The 21,371-nt window shown below is 31.6% G+C and carries 20 protein-coding genes; 8 read left to right on the forward strand and 12 right to left on the reverse strand.

What is annotated here, in order from left to right:
- Positions 1-2: 2 nt before the first annotated feature.
- Positions 3-935 (forward strand): type IX secretion system membrane protein PorP/SprF, encoded by a 933-nt coding sequence (locus FG167_RS15010; RefSeq protein ID WP_203459031.1) that lies wholly within the window; start codon positions 3-5, stop codon positions 933-935.
- Between the two features lie 78 nt (positions 936-1,013).
- Positions 1,014-2,948: an OmpA family protein gene (locus tag FG167_RS15015; RefSeq protein ID WP_203459032.1), complete on the forward strand. Its 1,935-nt coding sequence runs from the start codon at positions 1,014-1,016 to the stop codon at positions 2,946-2,948.
- Positions 2,949-3,212: 264 nt separating this feature from the next.
- Here FG167_RS15015 and FG167_RS15020 read toward each other — a convergent pair whose 3' ends face one another.
- Both FG167_RS15020 and pdxH read right to left on the reverse strand, forming a co-directional pair.
- A complete protein-coding gene (locus FG167_RS15020; protein WP_203459033.1) occupies positions 3,213-3,707 on the reverse strand; it encodes a CAP domain-containing protein in 495 nt (164 codons plus the stop codon).
- 166 nt (positions 3,708-3,873) lie between these two features.
- Positions 3,874-4,521: a pyridoxamine 5'-phosphate oxidase gene (gene pdxH / locus FG167_RS15025; protein WP_203459034.1), complete on the reverse strand. Its 648-nt coding sequence runs from the start codon at positions 4,519-4,521 to the stop codon at positions 3,874-3,876.
- A gap of 68 nt (positions 4,522-4,589) precedes the next feature.
- On the opposite strand from pdxH, the gene FG167_RS15030 reads away from it, so the two are divergent.
- Complete coding sequence (locus FG167_RS15030) at positions 4,590-5,018, forward strand: SRPBCC family protein (RefSeq protein ID WP_203459035.1); 429 nt, start codon at positions 4,590-4,592, stop codon at positions 5,016-5,018.
- 54 nt (positions 5,019-5,072) lie between these two features.
- Positions 5,073-5,495, forward strand: a complete 423-nt coding sequence (locus FG167_RS15035; RefSeq protein WP_203459036.1) for a hypothetical protein — start codon at positions 5,073-5,075, stop codon at positions 5,493-5,495.
- Here FG167_RS15035 and FG167_RS15040 read toward each other — a convergent pair.
- The 10 genes from FG167_RS15040 to lon form a co-directional block, all read right to left on the reverse strand.
- Positions 5,492-6,397 (reverse strand): ribonuclease Z, encoded by a 906-nt coding sequence (locus FG167_RS15040; protein WP_203459037.1) that lies wholly within the window; start codon positions 6,395-6,397, stop codon positions 5,492-5,494. The genes FG167_RS15035 and FG167_RS15040 overlap by 4 nt on opposite strands.
- Positions 6,398-6,469: 72 nt before the next feature.
- Complete coding sequence (locus tag FG167_RS15045) at positions 6,470-6,802, reverse strand: ribonuclease Z (protein ID WP_203459038.1); 333 nt, start codon at positions 6,800-6,802, stop codon at positions 6,470-6,472.
- A 3-nt stretch (positions 6,803-6,805) separates the two neighbouring features.
- Complete coding sequence (locus FG167_RS15050; protein WP_203459039.1) at positions 6,806-7,735, reverse strand: aspartate carbamoyltransferase catalytic subunit; 930 nt, start codon at positions 7,733-7,735, stop codon at positions 6,806-6,808.
- A 121-nt stretch (positions 7,736-7,856) separates the two neighbouring features.
- On the reverse strand, positions 7,857-8,396 hold the full coding sequence (pyrR, locus tag FG167_RS15055) for a bifunctional pyr operon transcriptional regulator/uracil phosphoribosyltransferase PyrR (RefSeq protein WP_203461133.1): 540 nt from the start codon (positions 8,394-8,396) through the stop codon (positions 7,857-7,859).
- Positions 8,397-8,518: 122 nt separating this feature from the next.
- Positions 8,519-9,643: a T9SS type A sorting domain-containing protein gene (locus tag FG167_RS15060; RefSeq protein ID WP_203459040.1), complete on the reverse strand. Its 1,125-nt coding sequence runs from the start codon at positions 9,641-9,643 to the stop codon at positions 8,519-8,521.
- A gap of 86 nt (positions 9,644-9,729) precedes the next feature.
- Positions 9,730-11,574: a 30S ribosomal protein S1 gene (gene rpsA, locus FG167_RS15065; RefSeq protein ID WP_203459041.1), complete on the reverse strand. Its 1,845-nt coding sequence runs from the start codon at positions 11,572-11,574 to the stop codon at positions 9,730-9,732.
- A gap of 1,395 nt (positions 11,575-12,969) precedes the next feature.
- Positions 12,970-13,665 carry a (d)CMP kinase gene (gene cmk, locus FG167_RS15070; protein ID WP_203459042.1) on the reverse strand — a complete coding sequence of 232 codons (696 nt, stop codon included), beginning with the start codon at positions 13,663-13,665 and terminating at the stop codon, positions 12,970-12,972.
- Positions 13,666-13,795: 130 nt separating this feature from the next.
- Positions 13,796-14,815: a type IX secretion system protein PorQ gene (gene porQ, locus FG167_RS15075; RefSeq protein WP_203459043.1), complete on the reverse strand. Its 1,020-nt coding sequence runs from the start codon at positions 14,813-14,815 to the stop codon at positions 13,796-13,798.
- A gap of 54 nt (positions 14,816-14,869) precedes the next feature.
- Positions 14,870-15,607, reverse strand: coding sequence for a LysM peptidoglycan-binding domain-containing protein (locus FG167_RS15080; RefSeq protein WP_203459044.1), 738 nt, complete (start codon positions 15,605-15,607; stop codon positions 14,870-14,872).
- Between the two features lie 2 nt (positions 15,608-15,609).
- On the reverse strand, positions 15,610-18,063 hold the full coding sequence (gene lon, locus FG167_RS15085) for an endopeptidase La (protein ID WP_203459045.1): 2,454 nt from the start codon (positions 18,061-18,063) through the stop codon (positions 15,610-15,612).
- 244 nt (positions 18,064-18,307) lie between these two features.
- On the opposite strand from lon, the gene FG167_RS15090 reads away from it, so the two are divergent.
- Genes FG167_RS15090 through FG167_RS15105 form a run of 4 tightly spaced genes read left to right on the forward strand, consistent with a single transcriptional unit; the run spans position 18,308 to position 21,290 of the window.
- Positions 18,308-18,865 carry an RNA polymerase sigma factor gene (locus FG167_RS15090; protein WP_203459046.1) on the forward strand — a complete coding sequence of 186 codons (558 nt, stop codon included), beginning with the start codon at positions 18,308-18,310 and terminating at the stop codon, positions 18,863-18,865.
- An 11-nt stretch (positions 18,866-18,876) separates the two neighbouring features.
- Positions 18,877-19,434 carry a hypothetical protein gene (locus FG167_RS15095; protein WP_203459047.1) on the forward strand — a complete coding sequence of 186 codons (558 nt, stop codon included), beginning with the start codon at positions 18,877-18,879 and terminating at the stop codon, positions 19,432-19,434.
- Positions 19,412-20,509: a hypothetical protein gene (locus tag FG167_RS15100; protein WP_203459048.1), complete on the forward strand. Its 1,098-nt coding sequence runs from the start codon at positions 19,412-19,414 to the stop codon at positions 20,507-20,509. Before FG167_RS15095 ends, FG167_RS15100 begins: the two co-directional genes overlap by 23 nt.
- Positions 20,510-20,543: 34 nt before the next feature.
- Positions 20,544-21,290: a head GIN domain-containing protein gene (locus FG167_RS15105; RefSeq protein ID WP_203459049.1), complete on the forward strand. Its 747-nt coding sequence runs from the start codon at positions 20,544-20,546 to the stop codon at positions 21,288-21,290.
- Positions 21,291-21,371: the final 81 nt, after the last annotated feature.

Raw genomic sequence — 21,371 nt, forward strand, 5'->3', positions numbered from 1 at the left:
ATATGAAACTTATAAAAAAATATATTGTTGCATTTGCGTTATTAAGCTGTACAGTTGGGTTTACTCAACAATTACCGCAGTTTACACAATACATGTATAATACAATATCCATTAATCCTGCGTATGCAGGAAGCAGAGAAACACTAAGTGTAGTTGGTCTTCATAGAAGTCAATGGGTTGGCTTTAAAGGAGGCCCAATTACCCAAACACTTTCTGCACACACGCCACTTACTAATGAAAAAATTGGTGTTGGTTTATCTTTAATTAATGATAAACTAGGGTATCAAGATTTCTCATATATATATGGTGATTTTTCATACACCATAAATACAGGTGAAAAAACAAAATTAGCATTCGGACTAAAAGCTGGATTTACGCAATACAGTCTTAGTGCAACCTTAAGAGGTAATGAACCTGAAGATCCTTCCATTTATGGTGTGGAAAATAGATGGAGTCCTAACCTTGGTGTAGGTTTCTTTTGGCATACACAAAAATGGTATATGGGATTATCTGCTCCTAGAATTCTAAACACAGATTATAACAAAGAAGGAAATTCTAGCGGCGTGCAATACGAAGCATTAGAAAGAATTAGTTATTATTTTACAGGTGGTTATGTATTCACATTAAGTGAGAATACAAAATTCAAACCAGCTGCTTTAATAAAAGCTACTAACGGTGCTCCTCTTTCTTATGATCTTACTGCAAACTTTTTGTTTCATGAAAAACTTTGGTTAGGTGCATCTTACAGAATTAATAATTACACTTCCGCATTTGGTGCAATTGCAGATTTTCAAATCTCTAAAGAAATCAGAATTGGTTATACCTACGAGTATCCTTTATCCGATATCAACCAATATACTGGAGGAACACATGAGGTTTTACTAATGTTCGAAGTATTTAAAGTAAAACGTATTAAATCCCCTAGATATTTCTAAAATAGGTATTCAGATAAAAACGTGTAATTTTATTATATGTTAATTGCTTCTGAAAGTTAATAAGAAAATAAGATACAGATGAAAACAAAAGTTATATTAATATTATTAGTTCTTTGCAATACCATGCTATTTGCACAGGTAAAAGTTGCCGATAACTATTTTAGAGACTATGCGTATATCAAAGCAAGTGAGTTATATGAATCTGCTGTGAAAAAAGGAGATAGTAGCGAGCATGTATTAACACGATTAGGAGATTGTTATTACAACAATTCAAATTCTGAAAAAGCAGCGATGTGGTATGGCAAAGCAGTAAATAAATACGAAAAAATAAATCCGGAATTTATATACAAGTACATCCAATCCCTAAGAAGTTTAGGAGAATATGAAAATGCGAACACTTGGATTACTAAATTTAAAGAACTACAAACTAGTGATAAAAGAGCCGAAGATTTTGAAATCATGGATCTTGCTAAATACAAAGAACTCTCTTCTACCGAAGGAAAATATGTAAAATTTTCTGCACTAGGAATAAATACAGAGTTCTCCGAATTTGGAGGATATGTTCATGACGGTACCTTTTATTATGCTTCTACTAAAGTTACTGGTGATGGTGGTAGTGGTAAAATTTACAAATGGAACGAAGAACCATTTTTAGATATTTTTTCAGGAACCATTGCATATGAAGAAGATGAAGTAACTATTGAAGACATTAAAGCACTTTCTGAAGAAGTAAATACAGAATTTCATGAAGCTACAGTTGCCATAACTAATGATGGCAAAACCATGTATTTTACAAGAGATAATATTAACCACCGTAAAAGGATATCTTATGATGATGAAGGTACCTCTTATTTAAAAATATATAAAGCTACTAAATCTGGAGAAAAATGGGGTAATATAGTAGAACTTCCTTTTAATGATAAGGTCTACTCTACTGGTCATCCTGCTTTAAGCCCAGATAACAAAACCTTATATTTTGTATCCGATCGCGAAGGTGGTTTGGGAAGTACAGATATCTACAGTGTAGAAATAGAAGGATCGGGAACTTATGGTACTCCTGAAAATTTAGGAGCAAAAATCAATACGCCAGGTAGAGAGATGTTTCCGTATGTTGCCAAAGACAGTACGTTCTACTTTTCATCAGACGGACATATTAGCTTAGGTTTATTAGATGTTTTTAAATCTAATATAATTCAAGTTACAGACAAAGATTCTATTACAGATCCAAAAAATTTAGGAGCACCTTTTAATAGTCGATTCGATGATTTCGCATTCTTTATAGATTCCGATAAGGATAGAGGATTTCTTTCTTCTAACCGAGAGGAAGGAAGCGGTAGTGATGATATTTACCAATTTGGTTCTTACCAATGTAAACAAGTAATTAAAGGTGTAGTTAGAGATCAAAAAACACTATTACCAATTCCGGAAGCGAAAGTGAAACTTTTAGACGAAACAGGAAAAGAACTAGAAGAAATAGTATCTAATGAAAATGGAGAATATGAATTTGAAGTAGAATGTGAAAAGAAATATACCGTAATTGGAAGTAAATTAGATTATAGAGACGACATACAAGAAGTGGAAACTACAGATGTTTCAGAAGAGGAACAAGTACAAGATTTACTATTAACACCATTTATTGTAAATAATGAGATTGTAATTAATCCTATTTTCTTCGATTACAATAAATTTAACATTAGACCAGATGCTGCATATGAGTTAGAAAACATTGTAACTGTAATGAAGAATCACCCAAAAATGCATATCAAAATCGAATCACATACAGACAGTCGTGGTAAAGATGCGTATAATATGAAGCTTTCCGATAAACGAGCTAAATCTACTAGAAATTATATTATTTCTAGAGGTATAACTTCCGACAGAATTGACAGTGCCATTGGTTTTGGTGAATCACAATTGGTAAATAGATGTGATAATGCACATAGAAAAATTTGTTCCGAAGAAGAACACCAAGAAAACCGTAGATCAAAATTCATTATCACTAACGAATATTAATACAGTATAAGGTGTTACTTTATAAAATATTATAAAGACTCCCTAACAACATCTTATACTTAAAAAGCCACTCTAAATAGAGTGGCTTTTAATTTGTATTAAACTTTAAGTCTTATTAAATAGGAATTAAATAAGAATACACAAATAACATTTGAAACGAATAACTAGCCAATTCCTATTCTCCTATAGAACATAAATATTATACTATGGAACATAAAAAAACCACTCCTGTAGAGTGGTTTTCTTTATTATAAAATTCTTAATTTATTTCTTTACAAATATATTCGTAAAATACCAATATCCATTTTCATCTTGTTCTGCCGAAATATCAAAATGCGTATAATCTCCTACTATCGCTCCTCGATGACTTTCACTATTAATCCATGCATTAACTACTGAAGCTGGACTACTATAACCATAAGCTACATTCTCTGAAACTCTATTGGCTCCAGCGTATTGTTTTAAAAAGGCACTTCTTTGCGAAAAATTGTCATGAGAAATATTACTAACTTCTGCCATATAATCGGAATGCACAAAAGCTTGAGATTTAATTAAATCTAAAGATTCCAAAGTACTTAAACCTTCATTTATTCTATATTCATTTAGAAGTTCTAGAATTTCAGTTTCAATAACTTTAGTATCTGGTACTACATATTCACTGTTAACGTTTTTTGCTTCATGATCATTATTTTCTGTTGAACACGAAAACGTGGTAAACAAGATTGTTAATGCCATAAGCCATAAAGTAGGTTTTTTCATGGTTAAGGTTCTTTAGATTTGGGAGTATAAATATACAATACCAGTCTAAAAAAAATGTTAACGAAATGTTAAAATCGATAAACGACGTGTATTTCATCGAAATTATAGTGTCGATAATCGATTAAGAACGAATTAACCTACAGGAAAATGACTTTTAAACGACTTTTTAAGGAGATAATCGGTTTTTCACCCAAAACCACTCTTTATCAAGCGTATAACGTATTCTATCATGCAGTCTATTTGCTCTTCCTTGCCAAAATTCCATTTCTACAGGCTTTACAATATAACCTCCCCAAAATTCTGGGCGTTCTATTTCCTTTCCTTCAAAATCTGCTTCTAATGCTTTTAATTTAATCTCTAAAACTTCTCTATTTTCTAATATTTCACTTTGGTTAGAAACTAAAGCTCCCAATTGACTACCTCTAGGTCTGGATTCAAAATAGCCATCGCTTAAATTTGCTGCTATTTTTTCTACTTTACCTTTAATTATAACTTGTCGTTCTGCAGCTTGCCAAAAAAAAGAAATACAAACATTTGGGTTATTAGCAATTGCTTTTCCTTTTTCACTATTATAATTGGTATAAAAAATAAAACCTTCATAGGTATATTTTTTAAGCAGCACTACTCTACTCCTTGGGAAAGAATCGATACCAATGGTAGATAAAGTCATTGCATTGGTTTCGTCTTCCGGGAAATGCATATCCACTTCATGAAACCATTTTTGAAATAATTCTAAAGGATTTTCTGGAGTGTCTTCTAATAAAAGCGCTCCTTTTTCGTAAGATTTTCTATAATTTCCTAGGTCTTTTTCCATACATGCAATTTACACGTTTTTTAAATAATTTGTAAACCAATTTTGTAACTTTATAAAAAAATGTATTCATGAAATTTACTTGTACCATAGATATTAATGCTTCCAGAAATAAAGTGGTCTCTGTATTTTTAGATCCGAACAAACAACACCATTTTCAAGATGGTTTTATACGTAAGGAGCTTTTAAGCGGAAAAATGAATGAAGTAGGTACAAAATCTAAACTAATTTATAAAAAGTTAGAGCTTATAGAAACGATAGAACTTAACAACCTTCCTGATGCATTTAAAGGTTTGTATGAACACAAACACACTACCAATACTATGCATGTCACTTTTACTGCTATAAACCCAGAAACTACTCGCTACGTCTCCCAAATAGATTATATAAAATTAAATGGCTTTATAATAAAAATACTGATGAAATTATTTCCGGGAATGTTTAAAAACCAAGTAGATACCTGGATGCGTCAATTTAAAACGTATATCGAGAGCGAATAGGATTTGAATTTTCAAGTAAATTATGTAATTTGTCAATCCCTAAAAACATTTTTAATGCTATTTGAAGATTCTATTATAAGTAAAGAACATGCTTATACTAAAAAAACGCTTCCTTTTGGAACGTTTTATTTTTGTGAAAAATTCGTGATTTCTGAAATGAATGAAGGAATACACTTAAGTTGGAACAAAATTGTAGAAATAATTGAAATTATATATTTACACTATCCTGATAAATTCAAGATAGCCTATATCTCTAACAAAGTAAATTCGTATTCCTATGATCCCAACCATTGGCAGAATTTTTTTGATAAATATGATTTTGTTGTCGCTAGTGTATCTGTTTACTATTCTGAATTAAACTATAATAATGCTACTTTAGAAAAACTTTTTTCTAAAAAGAGTCTAAAACGTTCTAATTCTATTGAAGAAGCAGTTTCTTGGACATTAAATTTGGACGAGTTTAAGAAAGTATACTAAAACTCAAAAAGTTTTCCGTCTTCTGCAAGTTCTACATTTTTAAAAATAGTATTTGCTTCTTCTTTAAATGCTTTTAAACCACCATATCTAGTAGAATAATGGCCTAAAATTAAAGTGCCTACATTCGCTTTTAGCGCTATTGTAGCAGCCTGTTTTGCTGTACTATGTTTCGTTGGAGCCGCAAGGTTTTCATTTTTCTCTAAAAAAGTAGATTCGTGATAAAGTACATCTACCTCTTTAATTATTGGAATGATTGCTTCAGAATATGCCGTATCACTACAAAAGGCATAGCTTTTAGGTTTCTTTGCTGGTTCGGTAACTTTTTTATTATCTATTAAAACACCATCTTCATTTTGAACATCAAAGCCTTGTTTTAGCTTTCTGTAGTACGCAACGTTAATGTTAGCTTCTTCTACTTTATTTATATCTAACTTACGTTCTCCCTCTTTTTCTTTAAATAGAAAACCATTGGTATAAATTCTATGGTCTAACGGAATAGTATGCACTTCTACCAAATCATCTTCAAAGATAATTTCGGAAGTTTTGGCCTTTAATTCATGAAAGATCAATGGATAATTAGTCCAAGACTTTGAAACTTTCATTTGAAGGGTAATAATTTCCTTCAGTCCTTTTGGAGCATGAATGTGCAATTCTGTTTCTCTAGTAAGTAATCTAAATGTAGAAATAAGACCTACTAAACCAAAAAAATGATCGCCGTGTAAATGCGAAATAAAAATATGCTTAATTCTATTAAACTTCACTTTATGCTTACGCAATTGTACTTGAGTACCTTCGCCACAATCAATTAAAAACATGTGGTTATTTATTTCTAGTACTTGAGCTGTTGGATTGGTATTAACCCTTGGAGTTGCACTATAGCAGCCTAAAATGCGTAGTTTCATTAATGGATGTTAATTTATTTTTTGTAAATCTGTTGTTTCGGATTGCATAAAATCTAATCCACAATTAAACATCTAAAAACCTAAGTCACGTTCCATTTCTTCCATCTCAATAATATCATGTGCTTCTTGTAATGTTGGCACAACAATTATTTCGTCTGGAGTTTCAGCAATATTGATTTTATCTGTTACAATTACAAAAGATTTTTTTGCTCCTCTATGTTTTTTTGATATTTGTAAAAACTCTACAATATTTTCTACTGTAACTGGTTTTAAGCTAGTTAAATTAATAATTACATTATCGCTTTTAAACCTTTCATATAATACATCTAGTTTTTTTACTAACTCAATTACGGATGCTTTTTCTTGCGTAATAATGGTAATATTTTCTTCTTTATCAAAAATCATAATTTATTGTTTTATTTTAGAAGCTAATAAATATATTACTGCCATCCTAATTGCTACACCATTTTGTACTTGATCTAAAATAATTGCTTGTTTAGAATCTGCTACATCACTAGTTATTTCTACTCCTCTATTTATAGGTCCAGGATGCATGATGGTTATTTCTTTATCTAAGGAATCTAGTAAAGTTTTATCTACTCCATATTGTTGTGCATACTCTCTGGTTGTAGGAAAGTAGCTAACATCCATTCTTTCATTCTGTACGCGTAACATATTTGCTACGTCACACCAATCTAATGCTTTACGCAAGTTGGTTTCTACTTTAACACCAAGTTTATCTATATACTTTGGTATTAACGTTTTTGGCCCACAAACCATCACATTTGCACCTTGTAATTGTAGTGCAAAGATGTTAGATAATGCAACACGACTGTGTAAAATATCACCAACAATAACTACGTTTTTACCTTTTACCTCTCCAAGTTTCTCACGTATAGAATAACTATCTAATAGTGCTTGTGTTGGATGCTCATGTGCTCCATCTCCTGCATTTATAATACTTGCATTTACGTGTTTAGATAAAAACACACCTGCTCCAGGATTTGGATGACGCATCACTACCATATCTACCTTCATAGAAAGTATATTGTTTACGGTATCTATTAGCGTTTCTCCTTTTTTTACTGAAGATTGCGCTGCCGAAAAATTAATGACATCTGCAGAGAGTCTTTTTTCTGCTAATTCAAAAGATAATTTTGTACGTGTAGAGTTTTCAAAAAATAAATTGGCAATAGTAATATCACGAAGTGATGGCACTTTTTTAATTGGTCTGTTAATCACTTCTTTAAAATGATCTGCAGTTTTAAAAATGAGTTCGATATCTTTTTTGTTAAGATATTTAATTCCTAATAAGTGATTTACACTTAACTCGCTCATACTTTTTTTGCTTTTGGCTCTTAGCTATTAGCTATTGGCAAATTATTTATTTTATTTTTTATCGAGACACTTCAATTGTAATCTGTGTGACATCTGTACTTTTAGTAACTTAATAATAAAATTAACTATTAATTAAATACACAGCATCTTCTCCTTCGTTTTCTACCCAATTTACTTTTACTTTTTCTTTGTTTATAGCATCTACTTGTCTTCCTCTATAATCTGGCTGAATTGGTAAATGCCTGCTAAATCTTCTATCTATTAAGGTAAGTAGTTCAATTTCCTTTGGTCTACCAAAAGATTGAATTGCTGTTAATGCAGAGCGAATACTTCGTCCTGTGTATAAAACATCATCAATAAAAACTATTTTCTTATCTTCAATAGCACAATCCATTTCTGTGGCATTTGCTTCCAGAGGTTTGTCACTTCTTCTAAAATCATCTCGATAAAAAGTAATATCTAACTGACCGGATTGTAGGTTTTTAATTTTATAATCTTCCTTTAGCAAAGTAATTAACCTATTCGCTAAGTACTTTCCTCTAGGTTGAATTCCTATTAAAACAGTATCCGTAAAATCTTTATGATTTTCAATAAGTTGACAAGCCAGTCGATGAAGAATGATGTTTACCTCTTTTGCGTTAAGTAACACTTTTTGACTCATAGAATATCCAAACGTATTTGGTAAACAAAGATAATGCAAAATTTTAGAAGTTGAAAGACTAATTATATGTAATAAAAAAGCCTCTTATTTCTAAGAGGCTTTTTTATTTATGCGAATAGCTTTTACTTTTTAATAAACTTTATGGTATTGTTTATAGTTTCAGTATATAATTTTAAAAAATAAACTCCGGTAGGAAGTTTGGTTACATCGATATTTTCTTCTGCTTTAAAACCGTTTAAATCCATTACTATTCTTCCGTTTAAATCGAATATAACTACGGAAGCTTCTACCGAGATATCGGTTTCTATATTTAGATAATTTGTTACGGGATTTGGATAAATTCCGAATTTAATATCGTTATGAATTGCTGTAGATAAGGTAACATCAGCCTCTAAATAATCTGCAATTCCATTGGAATTAGTATCATCATCTAAAGCAGATCCATTATTATTGTAATCTTCATTTATAGTTAAAATTCCATCGCCATCATCATCGTCATCTTCATAATTTTTTAGGCCATCGATATCGGTATCATCGTCTAGATAATTTCCATTTCTATTTGCATCTTCCCTAGCATTATCAATTCCGTCTCCATCGTCATCGGAAGCTGCACAAGTTGTTAATTTTAAAATATAATCGTAAGTAAAAGTACCGCTATTTACATCGTTACTAATTCTACAATAAATATAAGTGTCTTCGGTTAAAGTAAACACTTCACCAATAGGATTCTCTCCATTAACAACATCTGAATAGCTTAGATGGTAGGTTAATGAAATTTGACTGTCATATAAACCACAAAACTGATTGTTATATATATTACCTCCTGTGGTACCAATATTACGTAAATGCACCACTTCAATACCATCATTATCTACATCACATAAATAAAATTCTAGTTGCCCATTTGGCGGAGGAGGCACAGGAAACTCTCTTAAAGCAAGCGTAATTACAGAAGTGTCATATGTAGCGTTTAATGTATTTGTTACTCTGGCATACAATGTTTCATTGTTAGACGAATACGTATAAAATCTAACTAATGGATTGGTATCATTTTGAGCATCTAATAAAGAAGAATAATAAGAAACTTGCACATCTATTTGATGTCCTTTTACAAAAGGATTTAAATAAAACAAATCGATACAATCTGTATTATCAAAATTATCATAAGTCGCATCGTAAGCAACCGTTTGGGAATGCATTATAGTGCAAAAAAGCAAAGCAAAAAAAAGGAATATTTTATGTTTCATAATACATTGAGGTTTATGCATAAAGGTATAAAAAAAAAGCCTCTCCAAAAGGAGAGGCTTTAATTTATATAAAATTTCTAGAAAGACTATGCTTTTCCGTCTAATTTATCTTTAAGTGCTTGTAAAGCTTCGTTAGCATCACCTAAAGTAGGTTTAGCTTCTGCTGCTTGACTTGCCGCTTTTTTAACAGCTTCTTTTACATTCTTGATTTCTTCTTCTCTAAAGATAGCAGTATGCGAAGCAACTACTCTTTTAAATTCTTTATTAAATTCGATAATCTTGAATTCTGCTGAATCTCCTTTTGTAAGTTTCTTACCATCTTCTTTTTCAAGGTGACGAGAAGGAACAAAAGCAACGATATCTTCGTTAAACTCAATAGTAGCTCCTTTATCTACAACTTCTGCAATTTCTGCAGTATGCGTAGTACCTAAAGCAAATTCAGTTTCGTATTTATCCCAAGGGTTATCTGTTGTTTGTTTATGACCTAAAGATAATTTACGTCCTTCAACATCTAACTCAAGTACAACTACATCTAAAGTATCACCAACTGCACAGAACTCAGATGGATGTTTGATTTTCTTAGTCCAAGATAAATCTGAGATGTAAATTAATCCATCAATACCTTCTTCTAATTCAACAAAAACACCAAAGTTTGTAAAGTTACGAACTGTTCCTGAATGTTTAGAACCTACAGGATATTTAGTTGTAATGTCTGTCCATGGGTCTGGAGCCAATTGCTTGATACCAAGAGACATTTTTCTATCTTCTCTATCTAAAGTTAAGATTTGTGCTTCAACAACATCTCCTACTGATACGAAATCTTGTGCAGAACGTAAATGTGTAGACCAAGACATTTCACTTACGTGAACTAATCCTTCAACACCTTCAGCTACCTCAACAAAAGCACCATAGTCAGCTATAACTACAACTTTACCTTTTACTTTGTCACCTACTTTTACATCTTCACCTAATGCATCCCAAGGATGTTTAGATAATTGTTTAAGACCTAATTGGATTCTTGATTTGTTTTCATCAAAATCAAGGATTACCACATTTAATTTTTGGTCTAATTCAACAATCTCATTTGGATGGTTGATTCTTGACCAAGAAAGATCTGTAATATGAACTAATCCATCAACACCACCAAGATCAATAAATACACCGTAAGAAGTAATGTTTTTAACAATACCTTCAAGTACTTGACCTTTTTCTAGTTGACCAATAATTTCTTTCTTCTGTACTTCAATATCTGCTTCAATTAAAGCTTTATGAGATACTACTACGTTTTTGAACTCATGGTTGATTTTCACCACTTTGAATTCCATAGTTTTGTTTACATACTGATCGTAATCTCTAATTGGTTTCACATCAATTTGAGAACCTGGTAAGAATGCTTCAATACCAAATACATCTACAATCATTCCACCTTTAGTTCTGCATTTTACAAAACCGTTTACTATTTCACCAGTGTCATGTGCATCATTTACTCTATCCCAAGCTTTAATTACACGAGCTTTTCTGTGAGATAATACTAATTGACCAGTTGCGTCTTCACGAACATCAATTAATACTTCTACTTTATCTCCAACTTTTAAACCTGGATTGTAACGAAATTCGTTTAATGAAATTACACCTTCAGATTTTGCGTTGATGTCAATAATTGCATCACGATCTGAAATGTGAATTACTTCACCTTCTACTACTTCGTCATCTAAAGTATCTACGAAATTTTCCGATACTAATTTTTCAAATTCTTTTAATTGAGAATCTTCAACCTCATCAATACCTTCTTGGTAATTGTGCCAATTGAAATCTGCTAAGAATTTTTCTGGGTTTGCTTGTGCTTCAGAAACTTGAGGAGTTTCTTTTACTACTGCTGCTTCCGTTGCGTCTGCAACTTCTGCTTCTACTTTTTTTGCTTTATCAGCCATTTATTTAATTTAATAATGTAACCGTTTTCTTTAGTCGATAAACGTATTACATTATGTTTTTGTATTCTGCTATGTTTTAGGAAGATATCATGCGATAACACACAGAAGTGTTAAAATTGTTTTTGTTTTATTCCTTTTATCTTTCCATTATTCGCCAAAAGGAGTGCAAAAATACAATTAAATTTTTGATTGCCAAATGTTTTGCTACTGAAAATGAAGTTGCATCTGAAGTTGAAAATTTAATGTTTATAGTCTTTTATACAAAAAGTAATTACACGGAGATTCACAAAGAGACACAAAGTCTCACAGAGAAATTGAAATTATAGGCTTGTTTTTATGTAATTATGGAATATTGGATTGACTGATGAACGTAATAACAAACTCCTCTTTCTTCAGATTAGAAAAAAATCTAAATTCATTCTCCTCTTAAACTTAAGAGGAGAGCTTCTACCTAATATGAATTGGAATTACTTCTTGTTCCTTCCTTCAGCTGAAGGAAGGTGGATGCTACTTTAGTAGAAGTCGGAAGGTTTGACAAAAAAGGCGAAGCACTTTTAATCTTAACTATATGAAGTTGAAAATTAATGCTTTCAGTATTTAATAATAATAATAATTACACGGAGATTCACAAAGAAACACAGAGTCACACAGAGAAATAAGAACTATAGGCTTGTTTTTATGTAATTATGGAATATTGGATTGACTGATGAACGTAATAACAAACTCCTCTTTCTTCAGATTAGAAAAAAATCTAAATTCATTCTCCTCTTAAACTTAAGAGGAGAGCTTCTACCTAATATGAATTGGAATTACTTCTTGTTCCTTCCTTTAGCTGAAGGAAGGTGGATGCTACTTTAGTAGAAGTCGGAAGGTTTGACAAAAAAGGCGAAGCACTTTTAATCTTAACTATATGAAATTGAAAATTAATGCTTTCAGTATTTAATAATAATTACACGGAGATTCACAAAGAAACACAAAGTCACACAGAGAAATTGGAACTATAGGCTTGTTTTTATGTAATTATGGAATATTGGATTGACTGATGAACGTAATAACAAACTCCTCTTTCTTCAGATTAGAAAAAAATCTAAATTCATTCTCCTCTTAAACTTAAGAGGAGAGCTTCTACCTAATATGAATTGGAATTACTTCTTGTTCCTTCCTTTAGCTGAAGGAAGGTGGATGCTACTTTAGTATAAGTCGGAAGGTTTGACAAAAAAGGCGAAGCACTTTTAATCTTAACTATATGAAGTTGAAAATTAATGCTTTCAGTATTTAATAATAATTACACGGAGATTCACAAAGAAACACAAAGTCTCATAGAGAATTAGGAACTACATATTTATTTTAACGTAATAATAAATATTAGAATGACTGAACACTGTTTACTAAAAACTACTCCTTATCTTCCAGTGTCATAGTAACTAATTTTAAGACTTTATCAAATTGTTCTTCTAACGAAAGATTAGAATTATCTATTTCTACAGCATCTTCTGCTTTTACTAAAGGGGAATCTTCTCTATGCGAATCTATATAATCGCGTTCTTGCACATTATGTAATACGTCTTTAAAAGACACATCATCTCCTCTCCCAATAAGTTCATCGTATCTACGCTGTGCTCTAGTTTCGGCTGAAGCTGTCATGAAAATTTTTAATTCCGCATACGGAAAAACTACAGTACCAATATCGCGACCATCCATCACAACACCTTTATCTTTTCCCATTTGTTGCTGCTGCTTTACTAATTGGTAACGCACTTCTGGAATGGTAGACACCTGACTTACAAAGCTCGATACTTCTAGTGTTCTAATTTGCTTTTCAATATTTACATTATTTAAATATACTTCGGCAAAGCCTAATTCTGGATTAAATGTAAAATGGATAGTAATTTCTGGTAGTTTTGAAACCAAACCTAGCCTATCAAAATGATTTTCATCTATAAATTTATTTTGCATGGCATATAAAGTAACGGCTCTATACATGGCACCAGAGTCTACATAGATATAACCCAAATGTTTTGCAATTTGTTTTGCTACTGTACTTTTTCCGGTGGATGAGAATCCGTCTATGGCTATTGTAATTTTTTGCACTTTATAGTTTTTGGATTGAAATTGAATGGATTGATGTTCGTTTGATAGTTTAGTGTACCGCTATTGCCTGATTGAGGGCGTAATTTAGCAAATAAAAATTAGATAGAAAACCTAAGAGATCATAGCAACTCTAATTCAAATCTAGCTGTACTCCAAAAAAGTTTGCATTTGCTGCACTAGTATATTTTGCGTGTGTATAACTAAAACGAAACTTGTTTAGTTTGATAGAAATTCCTGCAGACAAACCAGAAAAATTACGTTGTTCAACGATACGAAGTTCTTCTGCTCTTCTAAAGTTATAACCAACTCTAATTTGAAAACCTCCTTCTGGAAACAGCTCTGCTCCTATTATAGTATGTCTTAATGCTTGATTTAAAAAACCAACTTCCTCTTGGGTTTGGTTTCCTTCTAAATCTGTAGTTGCTCTTGCAGGATTAGAAGCTCCAATTGGCCATTTTTGTAAATTCTCGAAAGTTAAATGCCAACGTATTGGTACAAACTCTAAGGTTTGCGACATACCAAAATCTACCTCAAAAGGTAACGATTCGTTTTGTCCGGCATAGGTAGTAATTTGTGTTCCTGCGTTTCTAAGGACTAAGGTTGCTTGAAACTCGATGTCTTCGTTTATATAAATTAAACCAGCATCAAAAGCAAAACCAATAGAACTATATTCTTCTAATTTAGAAGTGATCAGTTTAACGTTTCCACCTAAATAAAAATCGGAATATCCTATTTGTCTAGAATGACCAAAAGAAACTGCTGCTTCATTCCCTGAAAAGGAAGCGGTAGCATTACCCTGTTCATCATAACCATCAAAACTTCCGTAATTAATATAAGTAACTCCTACGTGGTAGGTAAGGTTTCTTCTATCTACGGTATATGCATAAGCTGCAGTACCGTAATTTACACCTCCTAAATAACTGGAATAATTTACAGCAAATTGATTATCCATCTCTAAATTAATAGTTGCTGGATTAAAAATAGCTTGTGTTACATCATAATCTACATTAGTAAGAACTTTACCTCCAAGCGCTGCTTGACGCGGCGATGACACCAAGTTTAAAAATTGGTATGTACTTTCTCCTCCTAATTGCGCATTAGAAGTAACGAAGTATAAAAGACAAAGGCAAGTAAAATATTTCTTAATCATAAAGATGCAAAGTAACTAAATCTATCTTAAAACGCAGATATTAGAAAAATATTTTTATTTAAGCTTTAACTTTTGTCCAATACTTAAATTATTAGATTCCAAACCATTTAGTTTTTTTAGCACATCTAACGAAATACCATGCTTTTTAGCGATGTTATATAAGTTATCTCCTTTTTTTACTGTGTAAAAAGAATTTAAAATTTCAGTAGAAGATTCTTCCAATTCTTCTTCTTCTACATCCATTTCTTCTTCTAATTCTTCAACTTCTTCTAATTCTGTAACTTCTTTTACAACAGCTACAGGACTAGAATTAGTTACCACAGAAGGTCTATTGGTTGGAGCAGCATCTAAACCCGTTGGTGTTTGTCCTGGGCTTAGTTTTGCAATAATAGTACCTTCTTCTTGACTAATAACAGGGCTACTAGACTTTACAACTATTTTTTTTATGATTTTAAGTTCTTGCCCGATACTTAACTTATTATTAGACAACTTGTTTTGTTTTAAAACTTCGTCTTTACTTAAACCATATTGTTTTGCAATTTTAGAAATGGTTTCCTTTTTTGCTACAGTATGTTTTTTAATATCGGTATATATTACGCCATTGGCTGTGGTCTCTAACTTTGTTGCATTTGTTTTTGCATGTTCTAAAAAAATGTATTCTCCAGTTTTAGTAGAAAGGTATGCTTCTTTTCCTTCTAAATTTATAGGAAGAAACTCTTCAGCAACTTTTGTTTCTTGTGAAAATGTAGCAAACGAAACAAAAAACATTAAAATAAAACTTAGAGACCTCATAATTATAGCTTTTTATAATTCTTAACTTTTTGATTTGTTATTGCAATATCGATAACATCTTTCATTTCTGAAACATAATGGAAAGTTAATCCTTTTAAATAATCAGGCTTAATCTCCTCGATATCACGTCTATTGTCTTCGCAAAGTAAGATTTCTTTTATTCTTGCACGCTTTGCAGCTAGAATTTTTTCTTTAATTCCGCCAACAGGTAATACTTTACCTCTTAACGTAATCTCTCCAGTCATTGCTAAGCTCTTTTTCACTTTACGTTGTGTAAATAAAGATACTAAAGAGGTTAACATAGTAACTCCTGCACTTGGTCCGTCTTTTGGTGTTGCTCCTTCTGGCACGTGAATATGCACATTGTATTTACCAAAAACATCTGGATCTACGCCTAATTCTTCGGCATTTGCTTTAATGTACTCCATAGCAATGGTTGCAGATTCTTTCATGACTTTTCCAAGATTCCCTGTAATCGTCATTGTTCCTTTTCCTTTAGATAAGATAGATTCTATAAATAGAATATCTCCTCCTACTCTTGTCCAAGCTAATCCTGTAACTACTCCTGCTACATTATTGTTTTCGTATTTATCTCTTTCTAGTTTTGGTCCGCCAAGTACTTTAATAATGTCTTCATTAGAAACCTTTACATCATACTCCTCTTCCATTGCAATACTTTTGGCAGCATAACGCACCATTTTTGCAATTTGTTTTTCTAAACCACGAACACCAGATTCTCTAGTATAGCCTTCTACAATTTTTTCTAATTGCGGTTTTCCTATTTTTAGCTGCGCCTCTGTTAAACCATGTTCTTTTAATTGCTTTGGTAATAAATGACGTTTTGCTATTTCTACTTTTTCTTCAATAGTATAACCCGTTACATTTATAATTTCCATTCTATCACGTAAAGCTGGTTGAATGGTAGATAAACTATTGGATGTTGCAATAAACATCACTTTAGAAAGATCGAAGCCCATTTCTAAAAAGTTATCATGGAATTCGCTATTTTGTTCTGGATCTAATACTTCTAACATGGCAGAAGACGGATCCCCTTGATTCGAATTAGAAAGTTTATCTATTTCATCTAAAACAAAAACTGGATTTGCTGTTCCTGCTTTCTTTATACTTTGAAGAATACGTCCAGGCATGGCACCAATATATGTTTTTCTATGTCCGCGTATTTCTGCTTCATCACGTAAACCACCTAGAGACATACGTACATATTCTCTACCTAATGCTTCTGCTATAGATTTACCTAAAGAAGTTTTACCAACTCCTGGAGGTCCGTACAGACAGATGATTGGCGATTTCATATCGTTACGCAATTTAATAACTGCTAGATGCTCTAAAATCCTTTGTTTTACATCATCTAAACCATAATGATCTCTATCTAATATTTTCTTCGCACGTTTTAAATCAAATTTATCCTCACTAAACTCATTCCATGGTAAATCTAAAAATAGATCTAGATAATTACGTTGAATGGAGTATTCAGCAACTTGCGGATTCATACGTTGCATTTTCGCTAATTCTTTATTAAAATGCTCTGCAACTTTATCGTCCCATTTTTTCTTTTTAGAACGCATACGCATTTCTTCAATTTCTTCACCAGACGAAACACCTCCTCCAAGTTCTTCTTGAATGGTTTTCATTTGTTGGTGTAAGAAATATTCACGTTGCTGTTGGTTCATATCACTTTGAACCTTTAGCTGAATATCATTTTTAAGTTCCAATTTCTGAAACTCTAAATTCATATACTTTAAGGTTGCAAGTGCACGTTCTTTTAAATCGTTGTTCTCTAATAGAAGTTGCTTTTCTTTTACAGAAAGATTCATATTAGACGATACAAAGTTTATTAAAAACGAATTGCTTTCAATATTCTTAATTGCAAAGGATGCTTCGCTAGGTATATTCGGACTATCTTTAATAATCTGTAATGCAAGTTCTTTTATAGAATCTATAATAGCTTCAAACTCTTTGTTCTCTTTTGCAGGTTTCGCTTCGGGCACTTCACGAATGGTAGCATTCATGTAAGGTTCTTCAGTGATAACTTCTGCAACTTTAAAACGTTTTTTACCTTGTATAATAACCGTTGTGTTACCATCAGGCATTTTTAAAACACGTAGAATTCTTGCTACTGTTCCTGTTTCGTGAATATCACCTGCTTTAGGATCTTCTACACTTTCATCCTTTTGTGCAACTACACCAATAACTTTGCTTCCTTTATTAGCATCGTTAATTAGTTTAATCGATTTATCTCTTCCTGCTGTTATAGGAATCACTACTCCTGGAAACAATACGGTATTTCTTAAAGAAAGAATTGGTAAGGTTTCTGGTAGTTTTTCGTTATTTATTTCTTCTTCATCTTCAGGAGTCATTAACGGAATTAATTCTGAATTTTCATCAAAATCCTGTAATGACAAACTGTCAAGGCTTAATAAACTAGATTTCTTCATATATATATTTAAGTCATTCTGTCATTCTATAATAAACAACAGATTGATTTGAGTTTAAAATTATTAATAATTTATTTAATTATTTCAATGGTGTTCAATACGTTACCATTAATTACTAACTAAACATCTTCACTACTAAAGTCAATTAATATGCCAACGTTTTAAAATAGTTAGATTTTTTTTTACTAAACTGTAACAGTTTATCTTTATGCGTATCTATACTATAACAATTTGATATAACCATTTGACACTAACCAACCAAAATATCGAACAGCTCATAGCCCTATGTAAGTCTAATAACCAATTTGCGCAATTGGAGATTTATAATAGATACTATAAAGCAATGTTTAACGTAGCGTACAGAATTGTAAAAGATAGATTTGAAGCAGAAGATATCATGCAAGATTCTTTTCTATCTGCCTTTACAAAACTAGACACTATAAAAGATACAATGACTTTTGGTTCTTGGTTAAAACGAATTGTAATTAATAACAGTATTTATCATTTCAATAAAAATAATAAATACCAAGACGTTCCTTTAGAGGATGTATTGTATAAGATAGAAGACAATGATGGTATTTCTAGTGATTACGAGTTTACAAACTTAAAAGCGCAACAAGTTTTAGAGACTATGAAATTACTAAAAGACAATTACCGAATTGCCTTAACCTTACATCTTATTGAAGGATATGATTACGAAGAAATAAGCGGAATCATGCAGCTTTCTTATGCAAATTGTAGAACAACTATCTCAAGAGCAAAAGAAAGTTTAAGAAAAAAATTAGAACTAGTAGAACATTAAAAGAAATAATGATGAATAAAGATAATTTAGATACACTCTTTAATAATCTACAACATGATTTTGATTTGGAAGCACCAACTGTAGATCATGAAAAAAGATTTTTAAAGAAGTTAAACAAGCAAACACTTGCAGATACATCTAAACCAAAAAATAGTTTTTGGAAACCTTTTTTAAGTATTGCAGCATCTTTAGCAATTTTAGTAACTGTTTTTGTTACCACACAGCAAGAAGATACAACCCATGATTTAGCTAGTATTTCTCCAGAAATGGCAGAAACGCAAAACTTTTTCACCAATGCCATTGCTAGTGAATTAACAAAAATTGAACAAGAGTCTAGTCCAGAAACAAAATTACTAATCGCAGATGCTATGATGCAAATGCAACGTTTAGAAAAAGAATATAAAGATTTAAAAGAAGACTTGTCTGAAAGCGGCGAAGATAAACGCGTTATCTATGCCATGATTAGCAATTTTCAAAACAGAATAGATATTCTGCAAAATACCCTAACCCAAATAGAAAACATTAAACAGTTAAAAAATAGCACCAATGAAAGCAGCACTACTATATAAAATCACATTAGCCTTTTTGCTAATACCAATGTTACTTGTAGCAGGAAACAATCCTGTTATTAAAGGAAAACATACTAAAGAAAAAGTTATCAAAAAAGAGTTTTCTGTCGATGCAGATGCTACTTTAAAAGTAGATAATAGCTATGGGAATATAGATGTTATTACTTGGGATGAAAACCGAATAGTCTTTGAGATTACCATTACTACAAATGGTAATGATGAAGAAAAAGTTCAAGAAAAACTAGATGAGATTTCTGTAAGTTTTAATGCCTCTTCTAGCCTAGTTTCTGCAAGGACCATTTTTAATAATGACAAGTCTAGTTCTTGGTGGAAATGGAATAAAGGTAATAATGTAAACATGAAAATTAATTATGTTATAAAAATGCCTATTACCAATAATGTAAATTTGAATAATGATTATGGTAGTATCAATTTAGACAAGCTAAAAGGAAAAGCAACTATTAATTGTGATTACGGAAAAATAACAACCAAAGAGCTATTAGCAGACAACAACATTATAACCTTTGACTACTCTAACAATTGCTATTTTGAATATATTAAAAGCGGAAAAATAAATGCAGACTACAGTGGTTTTACGGTTGCAAAAGCTAAAAAGCTTGACATTGTAGCCGATTATACAAAATCTGTTGTAGAAATTGTTGAAGACATTTCCTATAATTGTGATTATGGTTCTATTTATATTGAAAAAGCAAACAATATAAAAGGCGATGGTGATTACCTTACTACAAGGATTGGAGATATTTATAAAAACCTATCTATTAACGCCGATTATGGTTCTATAAAAATTGATAATATCACAGCAAATGCTCAGAACATTAATATAGAATCGGATTACGTTGGAATCACTATTGGTTACGATGCTGCTTATACCTTTAACTTTAATATCGATTTAGAATATGCTTCCTTAAGAGACTACGAAGGATTAGAATTCACAAAAAAACGAATAGAGTCTACAGATAAGTATTACGAAGGATATCATGGCAATGCAAACTCCAATAACATGCTAAAAATATCTTCAGATTACGGAAGTGTAACACTAAAGCAAAACGAATAAACAATCATTTATCATCCATCAAAAAACGAACATTATGAAAAATGCACAATCATTTCAAAAGGCTATTTTAATTATAGCAACCATATTATTAACTACGCAAATACAAGCACAATCTTGGTTTGGTAATAAAGTAAAAGGAAACGGAAAGGTAACTACCATATCTAGAACTACTGGCGATTATGACGCTATTGCATGCGTAGGCTCTATGGATTTTATTTTAGTGGAAGGTCAAGAAGGAAAAATAACTATAGAAGGAGAAGAAAACCTTTTAGAACATATTATAACCGAAGTAAAAAACAATACCTTAACTGTAAAAGTAGAAAATGGTGTTGATCTAAGAGAAAGCCATAACAAAACAATAAAGATCACGATTCCGTTTAAAAATATCGACAAAGTATCTCTTACAGGTTCTGGAGATATATGGAATACAGATACCATAACCGAAACGAATTTAGAGGTTAGCTTAACAGGTTCTGGAGATATTGTTTTAGACATTAAAACCAATAATGTAGCAGGAAGCGTAACTGGTTCTGGTGATGTAACCTTAAAAGGAAAAACGATTAACTTAGAAGCAAGCGTAACCGGTTCTGGTGATTTTAATGGGAATAATTTACAAGCGGAGAATACCGAAGTCTCTGTAAGAGGTTCTGGTGATGCAGATGTTTATAGTACAGAAACCTTAAGAGCAAGAGTTTCTGGTTCTGGAGATATTGAGTATAAAGGAAACCCGAAAAAGGAAGATACCAAAGTAGCTGGTTCTGGTAGCATTAGTGGAAACTAACTGTTAGCTGTTAGAAAAAATTAGATTATACTAAAAAAATCCGAAGCGTTTGCTTCGGATTTTTTTTAATTCTTCAAAATT

Source organism: Lacinutrix sp. WUR7 (assembly GCF_016864015.1).
Taxonomy (GTDB): Bacteria; Bacteroidota; Bacteroidia; order Flavobacteriales; family Flavobacteriaceae; genus Oceanihabitans.

Coding starts and splice junctions, on each gene's coding strand:
- FG167_RS15100 (WP_203459048.1), top strand. CDS start 19,412: ATGAAAGCAGCACTACTATATAAAATCACATTAGCCTTTTTGCTAATA.
- FG167_RS15015 (WP_203459032.1), top strand. CDS start 1,014: ATGAAAACAAAAGTTATATTAATATTATTAGTTCTTTGCAATACCATG.
- FG167_RS15035 (WP_203459036.1), top strand. CDS start 5,073: ATGCTATTTGAAGATTCTATTATAAGTAAAGAACATGCTTATACTAAA.
- FG167_RS15105 (WP_203459049.1), top strand. CDS start 20,544: ATGAAAAATGCACAATCATTTCAAAAGGCTATTTTAATTATAGCAACC.
- pdxH (WP_203459034.1), bottom strand. CDS start 4,521: ATGGAAAAAGACCTAGGAAATTATAGAAAATCTTACGAAAAAGGAGCG.
- porQ (WP_203459043.1), bottom strand. CDS start 14,815: ATGATTAAGAAATATTTTACTTGCCTTTGTCTTTTATACTTCGTTACT.
- FG167_RS15045 (WP_203459038.1), bottom strand. CDS start 6,802: ATGATTTTTGATAAAGAAGAAAATATTACCATTATTACGCAAGAAAAA.
- FG167_RS15080 (WP_203459044.1), bottom strand. CDS start 15,607: ATGAGGTCTCTAAGTTTTATTTTAATGTTTTTTGTTTCGTTTGCTACA.
- pyrR (WP_203461133.1), bottom strand. CDS start 8,396: ATGAGTCAAAAAGTGTTACTTAACGCAAAAGAGGTAAACATCATTCTT.
- FG167_RS15060 (WP_203459040.1), bottom strand. CDS start 9,643: ATGAAACATAAAATATTCCTTTTTTTTGCTTTGCTTTTTTGCACTATA.
- FG167_RS15030 (WP_203459035.1), top strand. CDS start 4,590: ATGAAATTTACTTGTACCATAGATATTAATGCTTCCAGAAATAAAGTG.
- FG167_RS15095 (WP_203459047.1), top strand. CDS start 18,877: ATGAATAAAGATAATTTAGATACACTCTTTAATAATCTACAACATGAT.
- FG167_RS15050 (WP_203459039.1), bottom strand. CDS start 7,735: ATGAGCGAGTTAAGTGTAAATCACTTATTAGGAATTAAATATCTTAAC.
- lon (WP_203459045.1), bottom strand. CDS start 18,063: ATGAAGAAATCTAGTTTATTAAGCCTTGACAGTTTGTCATTACAGGAT.
- FG167_RS15020 (WP_203459033.1), bottom strand. CDS start 3,707: ATGAAAAAACCTACTTTATGGCTTATGGCATTAACAATCTTGTTTACC.
- rpsA (WP_203459041.1), bottom strand. CDS start 11,574: ATGGCTGATAAAGCAAAAAAAGTAGAAGCAGAAGTTGCAGACGCAACG.
- FG167_RS15040 (WP_203459037.1), bottom strand. CDS start 6,397: ATGAAACTACGCATTTTAGGCTGCTATAGTGCAACTCCAAGGGTTAAT.
- FG167_RS15010 (WP_203459031.1), top strand. CDS start 3: ATGAAACTTATAAAAAAATATATTGTTGCATTTGCGTTATTAAGCTGT.